The following is a 16,168-nucleotide window of genomic DNA, read 5'->3' as shown; positions in this document are numbered from 1 at the left end:
CGGTGACCAAGCCAGAACGAATACCCCTTATCAGCCTGATCCTCGCCGCCCTGCTTCCTGCAGCGGCGGCGGCCTCCTGTGGCGATCCGGCAACCCCCATCCATCGCATCCAGTCTGATGGCACCCGCTCTCCCCTGGCCGGACAAACCGTTACTGTAGAAGGCATAGTTACCCGGGACGCCCGGGAACCCGGAGGCTTCAACGGTTTTTACCTGCAACAGGCCGACCACGAAACCGATAACAACCCCGCCACCTCCGAAGCCCTGTTTATCTACACCCGCAAAAAAACCGGCAAGCCCGGGCAACGGCTGCGGGTGACCGGCACCGTCAAGGAGTTCCACGGGCTGACCGAGCTGGTGGCTGTGCGGAATCTTAAGGTCTGCGGTACCGCGCCACTCCCGGAACCCGTTGAGGTCAGCCTGCCCTGGCCCGAGGCACCGGAACACCTGGAAAACATGCGCGTGAGGTTCAGCCAGCCCCTGACCATCATCGACCACTACAACCTGGCCCGCTATGGCGAACTCACCCTGGCCAGTTCCGATCAGGTTACGCCCACCGAATACCTGCCCCCGGGCCCCAAAGCCGCTGCCCAAAGCAAACGTAACCAACTCCACCGGGTACTTCTGGACGACGGCAAAAGCCAGCGCCAGCCCAACCCCGTGCCCTGGCTGAACAACCTTGCCGGCGATGTACCCCTGCGCGCCGGCGACCGGGTAACCCGGCTTGAAGGCGTTCTGGATTTCCGGTTCAGCCAGTGGCGCCTGCAACCGTCCGTGATGCCCCGGTTCCAGCGCAACAATCCCCGCCCAGACGCACCACCGGCTCCGGCCCGGGACCACGTCCGGGTCATGGCCCTGAACCTGCAGAACTTCTTTAACGGCAATGGCCGGGGCAACGGCTTCCCGACACCCAGAGGTGCCGAATCCCTTCAGCAACTGGATGTACAGGCGTTGCGGCTGCGCAGTGCCATCCTGCAGGCCAAACCGGACATCCTGGCGGTCAGTGAGCTGGAAAACGACGGTTACGGCCCGGACAGCGCTATCACGCAACTGGCAGAGACGCTCGGAGAACCATGGGCATTCATCAGGACCCCGGGGCAGGACGGCTCCGATGCCATTCGTACCGCACTGCTGTACCGCACAGACCGGGTTGTACCGGCCGGTCAGCCGCACCGGCTGCGCTCCGGTACGTTCCGGCACCAGGGCCGGCCGCCGCTGGCACAGGCGTTTCGCCCCGCAGCCGGTGGCGCTGCTTTACAGGTAGTGGTGCCGCACCTGAAATCCAAATCCTGCCGAAAAGCCTCCGGCCAGGATACTGACCGGCAAGACGGTCAGGGCTGCTACAGCCATCGCCGCAGCGAAGAAGCCGGGGCGCTGATCCGCTGGCTGGATTCCTTGCCCGCTCCCGCCCGATTCACCGGCACCCTGATTACCGGCGACCTCAACAGCTATGCCATGGAAACACCGGTTCAGAGATTCCGACAGGCCGGATACCATAGCCAGGTACATCGCTTTTACCCCTGCGGGCCGGAGGCTTGCGCCTACCACAGCTATCGTTACCGGGGTGAGAAAGGCTCGCTCGATTACAGCCTGGCCGACAGGCACTTGCAGCCCCGGGTCCGCCACGCGCAAACCTGGAACATCAATGCCGATGAAGCCCGGGCACTTGCCTACAACCAGCGCTCCGCCCTGTCAGGCCCTCAGCCGTGGCGGGCCTCGGACCACAATCCGGTGATCACCGACATCCATCTGGGCAATAACTGACCCGACCGACCGCCAGCACAGGCAACCCGGCAATAGCTCCCCGGCCACAGCCCGTTACACTGGGAGCCGGTTTGTTGTTACGAGGTTGTCCCCATGAGAATTCCTGCCCCCAATCTGTGGCCTGCCGCCCGCACCGGCCAGCGCTGGTTACTGCGCGCCCGCCGCAAGGAGGCCCTGGTCGACGGACACCGGCTGGTGTTTCTGGAGCGGGGCCGGCCGACACCGGGCAAACCGACCCTGGTGCTGATTCACGGCTTTGCCGCCATGAAAGAAAACTGGGCCCTGTGGATGCAGATGCTACCCGCAGACTGGCACCTGCTGGTGCCGGATGTGCCCGGCCTGGGAGAAAGCCAGTACCGGCCAGACGCCTGTTATCGCTATGAAAGCCAGGCCCGGCGGCTCGGACAATGGCTGTCAGGCTATGCCACCGACAACCTGCACATTGCCGGCAGTTCCATGGGCGGCGCCATTGCCTCGGTGATGGCGCACACGCTCGACCGGCCACCGCGTACCGTCACCCTGCTGAACAGTGCCGGCATACCGGAACAGCCGGATGCCGACCTCAACGCACCGTTCAAAACCGACCGGGATGCCATCCTCATTCCCCGGGACTGGAGCGGGGTCTACCGAATGTTCAACAGCGTCGGCGACGGCAAACCGACCCTGCGGGGCCTGGCCATGACCGGCCTGCTGGGGCCAGACCTGCTGCAGCGCCGGGATTCCCTGCGCCATATTTTCAACGACATGCTGGCAGACCAGCTGGCACCGGCCCGCTATCTGGGAACCGGAACCCCGCCGCTGCAGGTGCAATGGGGCGACAAAGACGTTATCACGCCCACCCGCTGCGTGGACTGGTTCGGAACCGCCACGCCCCATGCCGAAGTACACGTATTCCGGGGCGTGGGCCACCTGCCCATGCTGGAGAAACCCGGCCGCTCGGCCCGGGTACTGGAAGACTTTATTCGCCGGCACAGTCAGTGACAGGACCGGCATACCGGCAATTGGCCTCTCCGGCCCGTTGACCCGTCACTGGAGTCATGGGGTCGGGCACGGCAAAAGGCCATAATCTGTGACTGACTCCCTTGCATAACAACAACAGACACTGACGAGGAAACCCATGCGCGCCTCCGTTTCTACCGCACAGGACCTGGGTATGCCGGCCATCTACCTGCATACCCTGGCCGAGCTGCTCCGCACCATTGGCGTCGACGAGCGGGATCTGATCCTCCGGGTCGGCCTGGACCCGGCCCGCCTGAACTCCACCGATCTCCGGGTCAGCCAGGCCCAGGCCAGTGAATTTGTTACCCGGGCGATCATCGAAAGCGGCGAACCTGGCCTGGGCATCATGCTGGCGAGGGAACTCCGGTTGCCCCTGCACGGAGCCCTGGGTACTGCGGTGATGAGCAGCCGTACCCTGGAAGAAGCGCTGGAGCTGATGACCCGTTATCTGACACTGCGGGCACCGCACCTGAAAGTGGAAAAGCACCTGAGTGGCCAGAACGCCCGTTACACCGTGTCCTGTGATGTCGAACTGGGGCCGCTGCAGGGCTTTGTGCTGGATGCTGTGCTGTACGGCTGCGTATCCATGGGAGCCCAGCTGACCGGGGCTGCGGTGCCCGGTACCCGGATTCTCCGGCGCGGCCCGGAGCCGAATCATTTCCACCGATTCCGTCGCGTGGTGGGCGTGCCGGTAGAGTATGGCGCCCATGAGGATGCCCTGGTAATTCCCGTCAGCCAGCTTGCACAGCCGGTCCGGTTCAGCAATGAACAGCTGGCAGAGAGCTCGCGGGAACAGTGTGAAGAAGCGCTGAAACAACTCACGGAAGACGCCGGCTTTGCCTGCCGGGTGCGCAGGGTGATCGAAACCAGCCATCCGTTCCCGCCGAAACTGGCCCGGGTGGCCAGTACCCTGTTTGTCTCGGAACGGACGCTCAAGCGCCGGCTGCAGGAAGAAGACGCCAGTTTCCAGAACCTGGTCGACCAGGTTCGGCTGGAGCGGGCACAGGACTTGCTCGGCACCACGGGCATGAACCTGAGCCAGATTGCCGATGCCCTGGGCTACGCCGATGCCGCCAACTTTACCCGTGCCTTCAAACGCTGGACCGGCCTGAGCCCGAGCCACTTCCGTGCCCGGGAAACCGGTTTCCGGAAAACCGCCTGAGTCAGTCGATGCCCAGAATCTTGTGCATCTGCAGGGTCAGGCGCCATTGCGGATGGGCCAGGCAGTAATCGGTCGCCTTGCGGGTATTGCTCTGTTTGACCGGATCATTGCCCTGGTCCGGCACCGAGGGCGAAGCCATCGGAGACAAAAAGTAATGCCGGGCCCGGATGCCCAGAAAGCGCTCCGGGGGGGCCAGCGGTTGAGGAAAGACCAGCTTCAGTTCATCACACTCGGTTATCACCACCTCGGCGTCCGCCTTGGGGCTCACACACAGCCAGTCGATACCGTCCGGCGCCGGCAGGGTGCCATTGGTTTCCACCCCCACTTCGAAGCCCTCGGCATGGAAGGCTGCAATCAGCGGCTCATCCAGCTGCAACAACGGTTCGCCCCCGGTGCACACCACGTAGGGTCTGCCAGGGGCATCCGGCCACAGGCTGCGGATATGGGCCGCCAGCGCCTCGGCGGTTTCAAAGCGGCCGCCGTTCTGGCCATCGGTACCAACAAAGTCGGTATCGCAGAAATTGCACACCGCCGTCGCTCGGTCCTGCTCCCGGCCATTCCACAGATTGCATTTGCTGAACCGGCAGAACACCGCCGCCCGGCCCGCCTGGGCGCCCTCGCCCTGCAAGGTGTAAAAGGCTTCTTTCACCCGGTACATCAGGCATTGCCCTCGTAGGCCAGCGGATCGTCCAGGCCGTGGGCGGCGAACGCTTCCAGCCGCTCGACACAGGAGCCGCAACGGCCGCAGGCTTTATCCCGGCCGTTGTAGCAGGTCCAGGTCTGGCTGTAATCCAGGCCAAGCTTCAGGCCTTCAGCCAGGATTTCGCCCTTGTCCATGGCCATGAACGGCGCTTCGATACCCACCGGCTCGTAATTGGCGATGCGGCATACAGCGTCCATTTTCTCCACAAATTCGGGCCGGCAGTCCGGATAGATGGCGTGATCGCCGCCGTGGGCGCCATACCAGACAGCCCCCGCGCCCACGGTTACCGCGTAGCCGGTGGCCAGGGACAGCAGAATCATGTTGCGGTTGGGCACCACAGTGGACTTCATGGAGTCTTCTTCATAGTGCCCTTCCGGCACCTCGGCGTCAGAGGTCAGGGAAGAACCGGCCATCACCTCGCTCATGGCGCGGATATCAATCACCTTGTGGGGAATACCCTCGGCCTGGCACACGGCGCGCGCCGCCTCCAGCTCCCGTACATGGCGCTGGCCGTAATTGAACGACAGCGCATGGACCTTCAGACCCCGGGAACGGGCCAGGTGGAGCAGGGTAAACGAGTCCATGCCTCCGGAATAAATAACGACAACAGTGTCAGTCATGGGAATCTCACCACAATAGCAGGGGGTGTGTCACAGGGCGTTCAAAGCTGAGCGGTATTGTAACAGCGCAAACACCGGTTGGGTTCGCGTCAACTCAGGATCGGCGGTAAACTCGGGAGAAAACGACAATGAACCAGAACCGACACCTGATGCAACCGGATTCCTGCCCAGCGTTTATCGACTTCGAGGCCTCCAGCCTTGACCTGATCGCCAGTTACCCGATCGAGGTTGGCCTGTGCCTGCCTGACGGCACCCTGCACAGCTGGCTGATCCGCCCCAACAGGCAATGGCAGGACTGGTCCGACAGTGCCGAGGCCATTCACGGTATCACCCGCAGCCGGCTGGAGCAGGACGGCCGGCCGGTAGCCGAGGTTGTCGAACAGCTGAACGGGTTGCTGTCAGGGCAGGTGTTCTGTGATGCCTGGACCTTCGACAGCTTCTGGCTGCATCGCCTGTACCGGGCCGCCGGAGAAACACCGGCCTTCCAGCTGGAGTCCATCTCCATGCTGCTCGACCAGACCCAGGTCCGGCACTGGTCCGGCGTGCGCCAGCAGGTGATTGCCGAACTGGGCCTGCCGGTTCACCGGGCCGCCAACGACGCCCTGATCCTGCACCACACCTGGCAAAAACTTACTTGCCGGGGCGAAGCCTCAGTGCAATAACTTCCAGGCCATCCCGGGCTGTATGCAGGGTCCAGTAAGTGGCCAGGGCCATCAGGCTGGCGCCCACAACGGTGAAGCTCAGGTTGTCTCCCACAGACTGCCCCTGGGCGATCACCAGGTAAACGGCAACGGCGGCGAGCAGTGCGATTTCAACGATAAAATCAGAACGGAACTTGTTGCGGGCGGGGGCAGGGTCTTCGGGCATTTTCTTCGGTTTCAACCTCTGTATTCGGTTTAAGTGTACCACTTGATTGGTGTGCAAATTATCGCCAATCCGGCCGGAATTGGCTGTAGGGACTAGTGGCTACGAAGTTTCCGAAGGCGAAAAAAAACGCAGCCCATGGGGCTGCGTAGAAAGGAGAGATCCATCCGATACCTGATACGGAGGCATCGAGGATTGCACAACGTAAAAACACGTGACGGAACAAATTATGGCCCCGAGAGCCCACGGCGTCTGTACGGGTTTGCCGAATGGCGGAGGCTATTGCAAACCGGCCAATTGCCGATACACTGATACCGAACCGAAATCACAGAGCCGATAGGTCCAGAATGATTACCAAGTACACCGTTATTACCACCGCCGGTTGCCAAGCAGGGCAATCCGTGCGCGCCATGGTGAAAGACATCTAACGGCTTTCGGTCAGTCCCGGGAGCCATTGCAGCGACCGGGGCAGCTTCTCTGCCAGACCCCGGTTGCCTCAGGCCCCGGGGTTTTCTGTTTTTGCAGCCGCAAAACGACAAGGAGAAGATCATGAGAAGACATCCGACTACACGGGCAGCCAACCAGCCAATGACCAACCGGCAGGCACCGATCAAACGTCCGGAAAAGCTGCCGCTGCTGGATGCGATTTGCAAGAAACTGAATCAGCGCGTCAACCTGGATGACGAGCAGCGGGTGCTGGGTCTGTACGAGCGTGGCTGGATTTTCAAGGGCGTGCTGAGCAACCTGGACGGCGCCGAGGCCCGCTATGTGCGTGCACTGGCCACCCGTTACAACTCCTGGATTGCCCGCCAGGTGGCCTGAGCCAACGCAGGCTGGACCGGTCAGTGGTGCCGGTTCAGCCCCTGCATCTGCGCCATGTTGCCACCGTGGACCATGGCGTAGTTACTCACCACATCGTGAATTTTTTCCTGGGAATAGGGCTTGACCACGTAGCCGTTGGCGCCGGCACTGATTGCCCGCTGGATACTCTCAATCGAATCATCCGCCGTTACCAGCACGATGTGCTGCTCCTTGCGAACCTCCTTGAAGCGGGTCATCAACTCGTGGCCGTTGCCGTCCGGCAGCCCCAGGTCCAGCAGAATGATCTGGTATTCACTGGCGTCGAACGCTGCCCTGGCCGAAGCCGCATCACTGCATTCCATCACCAGCGTTGCGCCCGCCTTGTACAGCAGCTGTACCAGCCGCTCGCGCATGACCGGCTCGTCTTCAACCACCAGTACTCTCAGATCCGTCATCCATTCTCTCCTGTTGTGTCCCGTTACTCAGAATGAGTCATTGCCGGTTTTGCGCGGCAGCTCCAGCGGTGCCGGGCCCGGCCGGCCCTGTTCCCGCTCGCCGGCTGGCCGGCTGTCGGCACCCTCGCCGGCTCCGGCCCCTTCCCGCACCAGTATATTGCTGATGCTGACCGCCGTTGTGTACAACGAAATGGCCACAATCAGCAGCACCGGCTGCACAAAGGCCACAAACCCCGGGACTTCGGTATTGCCCACGATACTCAACATCAGAATGATGGACGGCCCCAGCACCACAAACAAGGTCAGGGCAATGAAAAAGACAATGCGCTCCTTGTACCGGCCCAGATCGCGGTTGGTCACCAGCCCCAGCACAAACTTGCCGATGGCCAGGCCTGCCATGATGGTCGCGGCAATGCTCAGGTCCGCCCGCATCAGGGTTTCATAGACATTGCCATTCCACAGCCGCTGCATGGCAATGACAAGAAACGGAAACAGCACAAACAGCACGTCTGCGTAGGTGCCGTACATCATGCTCAGTGAATTGTGTTCCTGGGGGCGATTCTGGTCACTCATGGGTCTGTTCCTGTCGGGTACCGGTGGTTGAAACCAGTGCCTTCAGAGCCTGGTCAATCATATGGTTCAGTTGTTCCAGCCGTTGTGCGATTTCCGGCCAGTCGTATTCACTCTGTCGCAGGCACTGCTCCAGCCTGCCCGCCTGTTCCGTCATCATCGGGTAGCCCATGGCACCGGCCGTACCCTTGATCTGGTGGCTCTCGGTGCGCAGCACGTCAACATTCCGGTCGTCCAGGGCCAGCTTCATACGGCGCTGGCGCTCCGCAAGGCCTGACAGGAAGCGGGAAACAAGGTGCGCCAGGTCATCATCAAGGCCTGAGCTGTCCACGGTCTGCGCTCCCAGATAGCGATCCAGCAGGGCCTGCAGGTGGCTCTGGTCGATGGGCTTGTTGAGCACGCCATCACAGCCGGCTGCCAGCAGGGCTTCGTTCTCGGCCTGGTCACCTGCGGTGAAGGCTATCAGGGGCCGGCGGAATCCGGCCTGGCGAAGCAGGCGGGTAGCTTCCACGCCGTCCATTCCCGGCATGTGGCGATCCATCAACACCAGGTGCACGGTATCCGACAGTGCGCGGCGCACGGCTTCATCCCCCGAGGCCACCAGAACCGGGTCCAGGCCCAGGCGCCGGAGCATGCGCTCCACCAGCCGGCGGTTGTCCTCGTTGTCTTCGGCCACCAGAACCCGGCCGGAATAGCTCCTGTCCGTAGCAGTAACCGGCTCCGGGCAGTGGGTCAGGTAGCGGGCCAGCATCTCGTAGAACCGCTGCTTGTCGATCGGCTTGGCCAGGTGCTCGTTACAGCCGGCCATCCGATATTCCGCAATATCCTCGGCCATAACATTAGCCGTAAGGGCAATAATGGGCGTATTGATACCTGCTTCACGAATCGCCTGGGTGGCATCCCGGCCGTTCATGACCGGCATCTGGATATCCATCAGGATCAGGTCGAAGTCTTCGCGCCTTACCCGTTCCAGGGCTTCGGCACCGTTAGCCACATGCACCAGCTCGGCGCCGGTACGGGCCACCAGCAGGGATACCAGCCGCCGGTTCACTTCGTTGTCTTCGGCACACAGGATACGGCCTGACAACCTCGGTGCCAGCACCATGGCAATAGCCCGGCGACGCTGGCTGAATTCCGAGGCATCCCGCAGGAAGTGCACCTGCTGCAGGCTGCCGGTGCTGATGGAAACCTCGAATTCGCTGCCCTCGCCGTAGGTACTGGTTACCCGGATATCCCCTCCCAGCAGCTCCGCCAGCCGGCGGGAAATACTCAGCCCCAGCCCGGTGCCACCGTACTGGCGGGAAATGGCGGTGCTGCCCTGGGCGAACGGATCAAACAACCGCTCCAGCTGCTCCGGCTTCATGCCGATACCGGTATCGACCACCCGGGCAATCAGGGTTTCGGCCTCGCGGTCACAGCGGATGACCAGGGAAATCGAGCCACTTTCCGTGAATTTCAGCGCATTTGCACACAGGTTGATGATAATTTGCCGGTATCGGGTGGGGTCCGTGCAGATCTGCTCCGGCAGCGGATACTCGCAGACAATGCGGAAATCCAGGCCTTTCTCCCGGGCCCGTGGCTCGAAGAACGCGCGGACTTCATCCAGCAACTCCGGCAGGTTCACCGGCACCACATCCACGTCCAGCTTGTTGGCGTCGATCTTGGAGTGGTCCAGGATATCGTTCACCAGCTCCAGCAGGTGCCGGCCACTGCGTACCACGGTTTCAGCGCTGCTGCGCTTTTCCCGGTCGTCCAGGTCCGGGTCCAGCAGGGTTTCGCCGTAACCGATGATCGCCGCCAGCGGCGTCCGGATTTCATGGCTCATGTTGGCCAGGAACTGGCTCTTGGCCTTGGCGGAGTTGCGGGCCAGCTCTTTCTCCAGCCGTTCCTGTTCCCGTTCACGTTCGATCTGCTGGCGCTGGTGGCTTTCGGTGGCATCGATGCAGGTGCCTTCCAGGTGCACTGGCATGCCCTCGGCATCGTAGGCGGTGTGCAAGGAGATGGTCGCCCAGCGCTCCTCGCCCTCACGGGTAAAATACCGGGCTTCGATGCCTTTAACCGTGCCCCGTGCTTCCAGCTGCTCCACCACCAGCCGCCGCAGGCGCTCATCGGCTATGCAGGTTTCCAGCACGTCCGGATTTTCACCCAGCAGTTCACGGCTGCTGTTGTAACCCAGAAGCTCTGCCATGGCCGGGTTGGCGGTCACAAATTTCCGCTCCGGTGACATCTGGAACACGCCTTCGATGGCGTTGTTGAACAGCGACTGGTAACGCCCAAGGTTGGCCAGGGCCCGGCGGTTCCAGGCCATGGCTTCACCCTGCACCTGCTTGATGCGGTCGGCCAGGGCAAAGGAGAACAGGATGATCTGGGCAGTCAGCCCGAACTGCGGGGCGTAGGTGGTAAAGGTATTCAGCGGCAGGTAGCCCATCACCGTCAGGGCATAGATACCAAAGCCGATCAGCGCCATGGTCCAGGCGTAGAAATAGGCCCGGGCGGCCGGGTTGTAGTAACGCCAGGACAGGTAACTGACCACGATCAGGATAATACTGAGCAGGATCGAATCCAGCACGATCCATTCCATCGCCACCGAATAGGGCATAAAGATGGACAGGCCAAAGGTGAGCACCACCGAATACAGGCACAGCCGCAGTACCTGGTCGAGGTCTGGTGAACGCTCACGGGTTTCCAGCAGGGAGCGGGCCATCAGCAGGCCAAAGAACCAGGTCAGGATGATCTGGTAGTGCAGGTAATCCTTGTTCAGCAAGGCTGGCCGTTCATCCAGCAACTGCACCCCGTGGACCTGCTCGGTAGAAATAAACACCGCCGCACCCACCAGGTAGAGCACATAGTAGATGTTGCTGCGTTCGCGCACCGACACCGCCACAAACAGGTTGTAGGCCAGGATCGCCAGGATGGCACCGAGCAGAACCCCGCGCACCGCTTCATCAATAGAAACTTTCTCGATGTATTCGTTCGGGTGCCAGAGGGTGATGGGCAGGCGGAAGGTGTTGGTATTGGTGATGCGCAGGAATACCCGCGTGCGGCTGTCAGGAGGCAGCTTCAGCCGGAAAGTGGGGTTGGGCACGGCCAGGTCGCGGTCTTCCCAGTTGTCCTGGTAGCCGGCCTGGCGCTGATCTACCAGCATGCCATCCCGCTCAAGAAACAACTCGACGCTGTCCACCAGCGGTAGCGCCAGCTCCAGTATCCAGTCGGTCTCGCCCTGCAGGGCATGGGTACTCAGGTCAAAGCGGGTCCAGTAAGCAGACCCGGTGTAGCCGAAGTTGAGCACGCCGGCTTCATGCTGGGTGAAGGCGTCGGCCTCAAGGTTTCTGAGATGATCGATCGACAGGCTCTGGTCCGGATCTTCCAGGTACCGCAAGCATCCGCCCAGGTCACGGATGGCACCGGTGTTCCGGTCAAGCCGGACTTCGCCACTGCGGCAGGCATCCTGGGCCATGGCCGGGGCCGGCAGAATAAGGGCTGCCAGTACAAGAAACAGAACCAGCACCGGAATCCCGGCCTGGGCGAACCGTTGCTGCAAAATGTGATCTCCGCGCGGGTAGCTGCGTGCTTTATCGTTTATTGTCAGCACAGCTCACTTTAGCCTTTCACAACGAATTTCGCACCCCGGGGCCTTCTGAAATGAGACATTCCTGCCTTTTTGTTGCCATATCACTGGCGTTGCTGACCCTGAGCGGATGCCGTGTGGAGAGTGGTGGCAGCGATGACTCCTCCGCCTTCAACCCGGCCGATGATGTCGACCTGACCTTCCGCACCTTTGAGCTGGCCGACACCGAACAGGCCCCGGACACTCTGAGCTTCACCCGTTTCAGTGATTTTTATCCGGGCATTGAGCCGGCCGGAAACGACGATACGGCCGGGAACCAGGAGCTTGTCGAAAGCATCCGGCGTCACATCGACCAGTTTATCGGCGCGCAACCGACAGACGATGGCAAGGCCTATACCCGGGCTCGAAACCCGCTCGACCTGATGAACCAGGTAATCAGCGTGGGCCGTGTGGATAACTTTGATGAAGGCAGGCGCTATATCCGCGAGCGAATCGCCTCGGGCGAAGCCGGTAATTACAACACCCGCAGCGCCGGCGCCATCATCCGGTTTACCGACCAGGATGCCGTGGCCAATCAGGAAGCGCTCAACAATCGCCAGTGGTTTTACCAGACCCTGGACTGGCGTTATCAGCCGCCCGCGGAAAACCTCGATGGCAAGGTTTACCGGGTGATTCAATATGTCGCCCGCAACGTTGAGGAAACGGAGCGCGAGCAGCAACCGCAGCTGCTCAGCCTGCTGTCCGGCAGCCGTTTCAACGCCAATGAATTCAGTAACCTTGGTTACAACCAGCCGGAGTTTGCCACCGTCGATTATGTCAGCCGGAGCTACGGCGGCATTGAGTTAAGGCAGGAGTTTGCAGCAGAGGCGCAGAAAGACACCCTGTACATCAAAAGCCCGGACCAGCAGATACTCGACCTGAGCAGCTATCAGAGTGCCGACGCCGACCCCAGTCCGGACTGCATCCGGGTTGAGCTGAACTACGCCATGAGCGAGGTACGCCTGTACACTTCCAATAACGAGCCGGCAAGAGTTCCGGACCCACAAGCGGATCCGGTCGACTACCCGACCGAAGAAGATATTCCCAGGGTACCGAACGAGAACAACTGTACCTACCAGCCGGAAGACCAGGCCATAACGTTCTGGAGTGCTGAATCGGCCGCCAACCGGCAGTAACGGCTACAAATCCCAGTTCTGCAAAAAACCCTTCTTGCGGCTGATCATGCGTTCATAGGTAGAAATCATCAGGGCAGCGTGGGGGGCCTTGGTCATGCGCAGGGTTTCGATACGGCGTTCAAGCCGCTCTACTTCGTTGCACAGCTGTTGCTGGACCTGGGAGCGCATGCTCTCGTGATAGTCCAGTTGCACACGGCGGGGTTCGAGCGGGGATAGCCTTGATTTTGGCATAGGGGTCTCATCCATTGAGTCTTTGGTAACTTCCACATCCTGAAAGTCTTGCGTGAAAAAGTGTGCCGGACTGTCCGACAAAGTTCAATTAAAATGAACAAGCTTTCACTTTTTTTAACACTCCGTTAACCCCAGTGCCCCAACTCACGCTGCCACCAGCCTGCGGCGATGCTCCGGCAATAACGGAAACTGCTTGCACACAGTATAGACAAACTTCCCCAGCGCGGGTAAATGATGGCCGACTATCGGGAAGCCGGTATTGAGCAGGCTGACCGAAATATCCCGGGCCGGGTCCGCCCAGCAGAACTTGTTGATCAAGCCCACGTGGCCAAAGGCATAGCGACTTTGCGGCCCCCAGAGCCCCACCGGATTGCCGCCCAGCATCATGCCGGCACTGAAGCGCATGGGCAGCATCATGGTACGGTCCACCTGGAGGGATCCGAACTGCTGGATCGCACGCCGAATGGTGAGTTCGCTGCAGATCCGCTGGCCATTCCAGGTGCCGCCATTCAGCATCATCTGAAAGAACCGGCTCATCTCCTCAGCGGTGCCACACAGGTTACCGGCGGGAATCACCGCTTCCTGGAAACGGGGATCATTGGTCACTCGCTCAACGGTCCCGATGTCGCCGCCCAGAGCCCGGTTAACAATCCAGGACACCGGAAACCTCGGGGTAGGCCCGGTGGCGTAGTTACTGGCCAGGTCCGGAAGGTGTTCCGCACCAATACCGTAGGTGAACCACTTCATGCCCATGGGCCCGCGCAGGTACTTGTCCAGGTAGGCATCAATGCTGTCGCCGGTCACCTTCTCCAGCACCCGCTGCAACACAAAGCCGCCGGTGATGGCGTGGTAAGCCACCTTGGCGCCGTCTACTTCCACCGGCCGGGCGTTACACAGCAATCGCCAGATTTCGTCTTTATCCCACAACACATCAATGGGGGTTTCCCGGGGAATGGCCGGAATACCGCCCCGGTGCGACAGGATCTGGTGCACGGTTATGGTGCGCTTACCGCTGCTGGCAAATTCCGGGCAGTAGTAGGACACCGGGTCCATCAGGTTCACCAGCCCCTGCTCGGCCAGCATATGCATCAGCAAGGCAGTCACCGCCTTGGAGGCAGAGAAAAAGCAGACGGGGGTTTCGGTAGTCATCGGCACCCGGGGCATCGAGCGGGGATCGTGGGGCCCGTTACCCCGGCTATGACCGATGGCGCGATGCAGCACCTGCTCGCCCCGATAACGCAAAGACAGCTGGATACCGGGATGAACCCCGGTCCGGTAAAGGGCTTCCACGCTGCGCCACACGGCTTCCGGAACCTCTGGGGCCAGGTCGACCCGTTCCGGGTGCTCCGAGGCAGTGTCCCGGAAGGTGACCGAGTGCAGGTCCCGGGGAATGGCGCTGAGGTTCAGGGCGCGGCGAGCCAGTGAATGCATATTGTTGCCTTTGTTTTATATCTGAATGGTTTCACTATAGATCAAAGCACATCATCCGGCAGCAACCGGGATGCAGTTACCGGCGCCCCGTGGTTTAATTCCGGCAAACCGTGATTGCAACAGGAGCCTGCATGACCCCCGGAATTCTCGCCGCCCAACGTGCCAGGGTAGCTTTTACCGTGCACGAGTACGAGCATGACCCGGCCGCCGAAAGCTACGGCAACGAAGCCGTGGAAAAAACCGGCGCCAATCCGGACCAGGTGTTCAAAACCCTGGTTGTCTCGCTGGATGGCAAAGACCTCGCCGTCGCCGTGGTGCCGGTATCCGCCATGCTCAGCCTGAAGCTGATTGCCCGGGCCGCCGGGGCCAAGAAGGCCACCATGGCCGACAAACAGCTGGTTCAGCGCACTACCGGCTATGTTCTGGGGGGCGTCAGCCCGCTGGGGCAGAAGAAGCAGCTGAAGACGTTTATCGACGACTCGGCCAGCAACTTCGCAACCCTGTTTGTCAGCGCCGGAAAACGGGGACTGGAGATCGAACTGGCTCCGGAAGACCTGGCCAGGCTCACCGGGGCCACCTTCGCGCCCCTGCAACAGGACTGACCCGGTGAATCACGCCAACGACCTTATCCTGATTGGCGCCACCCTGTTATTGGCCCTGGCGGCCCATGCGGTCGGCCAGAAAGTACATGTGCCCCGGGTCACCCTGTTGCTGTTGCTGGGCGCCCTGGCAGGGCCGGACCTTCTGGACCTGCTGCCGGCAGATGCCAGCCAGAGCTTTCACCTGATTACCCAGCTGACCCTGGCCATGGTGGGCTTTCTGCTGGGCGAGCGGATGTCTGCCCGGGACCTCAAGCAGGGCAAGGAGGCGCTGATTGTCAGCCTGGTGGTCACCTTTGTGACCGCTGCAGCCGTTACCTTCGCTACCTGGTGGGCCACCGGCAACCTGGCGGCAGCGCTCTTGCTGGGTGGCATTTCCACCGCCACGGCGCCGGCCGCCACGCTGGATGTACTGCGGGAATCCGGCGCCAACGGCCCGCTGACCCGGCTGGTGTTCCAGGTTGTAGCCATCGACGACGCCTGGGGCGCCATCCTGTTCAGTATCCTGCTGGTCAGCGCCGGACTGCTGATTGGCAACGGCGATACCCATGGCCCTACGGCTATGCTGCACGGGGTGATGGAGGTCGGAGGCTCGGTACTGCTGGGCATTGTCCTTGGCCTGCCCATGGCGTGGCTGACCGGCCGGCTGCGGCCCGGTGAGCCCATGCTGCTGGAATCCGCCGGCTTTGTGTTTGTAGCCGCGGGGCTGGCCGGCTGGCTCGGCCTGTCTTACCTGCTCACCTGCATGACCCTGGGCGTGGTCGTCGCCAACCTCGCCCGGCACCACGTGCGGCCATTCCGTTCAATCGACGGTATTTCCGAACCCTTCCTGGCACTGTTCTTCTTTATGGCGGGCTACCAGCTGGACTGGCTGGCACTGCCAACACTGGGCGCACTGGGAGTGGCCTATGTCCTGGCCCGGGTGGCAGGGCGCTTTGCCGGTGGCTATCTGGGCAGCGTGCTGGCCGGCTCGGCGCCCGACACCCGTAATCGCATCGGAGCCTGCCTGATGCCCCAGGCGGGCGTGGCCCTGGGCCTGGCGCTGGTAGCCACCGAACGGCTACCGGAACTGGGTTACATCCTGCCACTGGTCATCGGCGCGACCGTGGTATTCGAGATCATTGGCCCGCCACTGACGCTGATCCAGCTGCGCAAGGCGGGTGAGACCGGCAAGGGCTACCAGGAAGACCCTGACGAGGACGACTAGACAACAAAAAACCGGAGAGC

The 16,168-nt window shown here is 61.6% G+C and carries 16 protein-coding genes; 8 read left to right on the top strand and 8 right to left on the bottom strand.

Annotation, left to right across the window (positions count from 1 at the left end):
- Positions 1 to 2: 2 nt before the first annotated feature.
- From B9Q17_RS05050 to B9Q17_RS05040, 3 genes are all read left to right on the top strand, one after another.
- On the top strand, positions 3 to 1,763 hold the full coding sequence (locus B9Q17_RS05050) for an ExeM/NucH family extracellular endonuclease (RefSeq protein ID WP_094624369.1): 1,761 nt from the start codon (positions 3 to 5) through the stop codon (positions 1,761 to 1,763).
- A gap of 93 nt (positions 1,764 to 1,856) precedes the next feature.
- The gene (locus B9Q17_RS05045; protein ID WP_094624368.1) at positions 1,857 to 2,744 is read left to right on the top strand and encodes an alpha/beta fold hydrolase; all 888 of its coding nucleotides are present in this window, start codon (positions 1,857 to 1,859) and stop codon (positions 2,742 to 2,744) included.
- Positions 2,745 to 2,880: 136 nt separating this feature from the next.
- Positions 2,881 to 3,924 carry an AraC family transcriptional regulator gene (locus tag B9Q17_RS05040; RefSeq protein WP_094624367.1) on the top strand — a complete coding sequence of 348 codons (1,044 nt, stop codon included), beginning with the start codon at positions 2,881 to 2,883 and terminating at the stop codon, positions 3,922 to 3,924.
- Position 3,925: 1 nt separating this feature from the next.
- Here the strand turns inward: B9Q17_RS05040 and queE are convergent, their stop codons facing one another.
- Both queE and queC read right to left on the bottom strand, forming a co-directional pair.
- A complete protein-coding gene (gene queE, locus B9Q17_RS05035) occupies positions 3,926 to 4,582 on the bottom strand; it encodes a 7-carboxy-7-deazaguanine synthase (RefSeq protein WP_094624366.1) in 657 nt (218 codons plus the stop codon).
- Positions 4,582 to 5,247 carry a 7-cyano-7-deazaguanine synthase QueC gene (queC, locus tag B9Q17_RS05030; RefSeq protein WP_094624365.1) on the bottom strand — a complete coding sequence of 222 codons (666 nt, stop codon included), beginning with the start codon at positions 5,245 to 5,247 and terminating at the stop codon, positions 4,582 to 4,584. Before queC ends, queE begins: the two co-directional genes overlap by 1 nt.
- A gap of 149 nt (positions 5,248 to 5,396) precedes the next feature.
- Here queC and B9Q17_RS05025 point away from each other — a divergent pair, with 149 nt between their 5' ends.
- Positions 5,397 to 5,909, top strand: a complete 513-nt coding sequence (locus B9Q17_RS05025; protein ID WP_094624547.1) for a 3'-5' exonuclease — start codon at positions 5,397 to 5,399, stop codon at positions 5,907 to 5,909.
- Here the strand turns inward: B9Q17_RS05025 and B9Q17_RS05020 are convergent.
- Positions 5,878 to 6,114 (bottom strand): hypothetical protein, encoded by a 237-nt coding sequence (locus tag B9Q17_RS05020; RefSeq protein ID WP_036220219.1) that lies wholly within the window; start codon positions 6,112 to 6,114, stop codon positions 5,878 to 5,880. The genes B9Q17_RS05025 and B9Q17_RS05020 overlap by 32 nt on opposite strands.
- A 546-nt stretch (positions 6,115 to 6,660) precedes the next feature.
- Between B9Q17_RS05020 and B9Q17_RS05015 the strand changes: the two genes are divergently transcribed.
- Entirely contained in the window at positions 6,661 to 6,933 is a 273-nt protein-coding gene (locus tag B9Q17_RS05015) for a hypothetical protein (protein WP_036220218.1), read from the top strand.
- Positions 6,934 to 6,953: 20 nt separating this feature from the next.
- Here the strand turns inward: B9Q17_RS05015 and B9Q17_RS05010 are convergent, their stop codons facing one another.
- The 3 genes from B9Q17_RS05010 to B9Q17_RS05000 are packed head-to-tail and all read right to left on the bottom strand — an operon-like array spanning position 6,954 to position 11,478.
- Positions 6,954 to 7,367: a response regulator gene (locus B9Q17_RS05010; RefSeq protein WP_094624364.1), complete on the bottom strand. Its 414-nt coding sequence runs from the start codon at positions 7,365 to 7,367 to the stop codon at positions 6,954 to 6,956.
- A 27-nt stretch (positions 7,368 to 7,394) separates the two neighbouring features.
- On the bottom strand, positions 7,395 to 7,940 hold the full coding sequence (locus tag B9Q17_RS05005) for a hypothetical protein (RefSeq protein ID WP_022990480.1): 546 nt from the start codon (positions 7,938 to 7,940) through the stop codon (positions 7,395 to 7,397).
- A complete protein-coding gene (locus B9Q17_RS05000) occupies positions 7,933 to 11,478 on the bottom strand; it encodes a response regulator (protein WP_244177316.1) in 3,546 nt (1,181 codons plus the stop codon). The genes B9Q17_RS05005 and B9Q17_RS05000 overlap by 8 nt, the downstream gene beginning before the upstream one ends.
- Positions 11,479 to 11,579: 101 nt before the next feature.
- Here B9Q17_RS05000 and B9Q17_RS04995 point away from each other — a divergent pair, with 101 nt between their 5' ends.
- A complete protein-coding gene (locus B9Q17_RS04995) occupies positions 11,580 to 12,680 on the top strand; it encodes a hypothetical protein (RefSeq protein WP_094624362.1) in 1,101 nt (366 codons plus the stop codon).
- 3 nt (positions 12,681 to 12,683) lie between these two features.
- On the opposite strand, the gene B9Q17_RS04990 is transcribed toward B9Q17_RS04995, so the two are convergent.
- Complete coding sequence (locus B9Q17_RS04990; RefSeq protein ID WP_094624546.1) at positions 12,684 to 12,911, bottom strand: hypothetical protein; 228 nt, start codon at positions 12,909 to 12,911, stop codon at positions 12,684 to 12,686.
- Positions 12,912 to 13,055: 144 nt separating this feature from the next.
- Positions 13,056 to 14,342: a serine hydrolase domain-containing protein gene (locus tag B9Q17_RS04985; protein ID WP_094624361.1), complete on the bottom strand. Its 1,287-nt coding sequence runs from the start codon at positions 14,340 to 14,342 to the stop codon at positions 13,056 to 13,058.
- A 131-nt stretch (positions 14,343 to 14,473) separates the two neighbouring features.
- On the opposite strand from B9Q17_RS04985, the gene ybaK reads away from it, so the two are divergent.
- Positions 14,474 to 14,944 (top strand): Cys-tRNA(Pro) deacylase, encoded by a 471-nt coding sequence (gene ybaK / locus B9Q17_RS04980; RefSeq protein ID WP_094624360.1) that lies wholly within the window; start codon positions 14,474 to 14,476, stop codon positions 14,942 to 14,944.
- Positions 14,945 to 14,948: 4 nt separating this feature from the next.
- Positions 14,949 to 16,148, top strand: a complete 1,200-nt coding sequence (locus tag B9Q17_RS04975; RefSeq protein ID WP_094624359.1) for a cation:proton antiporter — start codon at positions 14,949 to 14,951, stop codon at positions 16,146 to 16,148.
- The last annotated feature ends 20 nt before the right edge of the window (positions 16,149 to 16,168 follow it).

Source organism: Marinobacter vinifirmus (genome assembly GCF_002258215.1).
Taxonomy (GTDB): domain Bacteria; phylum Pseudomonadota; class Gammaproteobacteria; order Pseudomonadales; family Oleiphilaceae; genus Marinobacter; species Marinobacter vinifirmus.
Note: the sequence above shows the minus strand (reverse complement) of the source record. Positions and strands in the feature narration are given on the sequence as shown.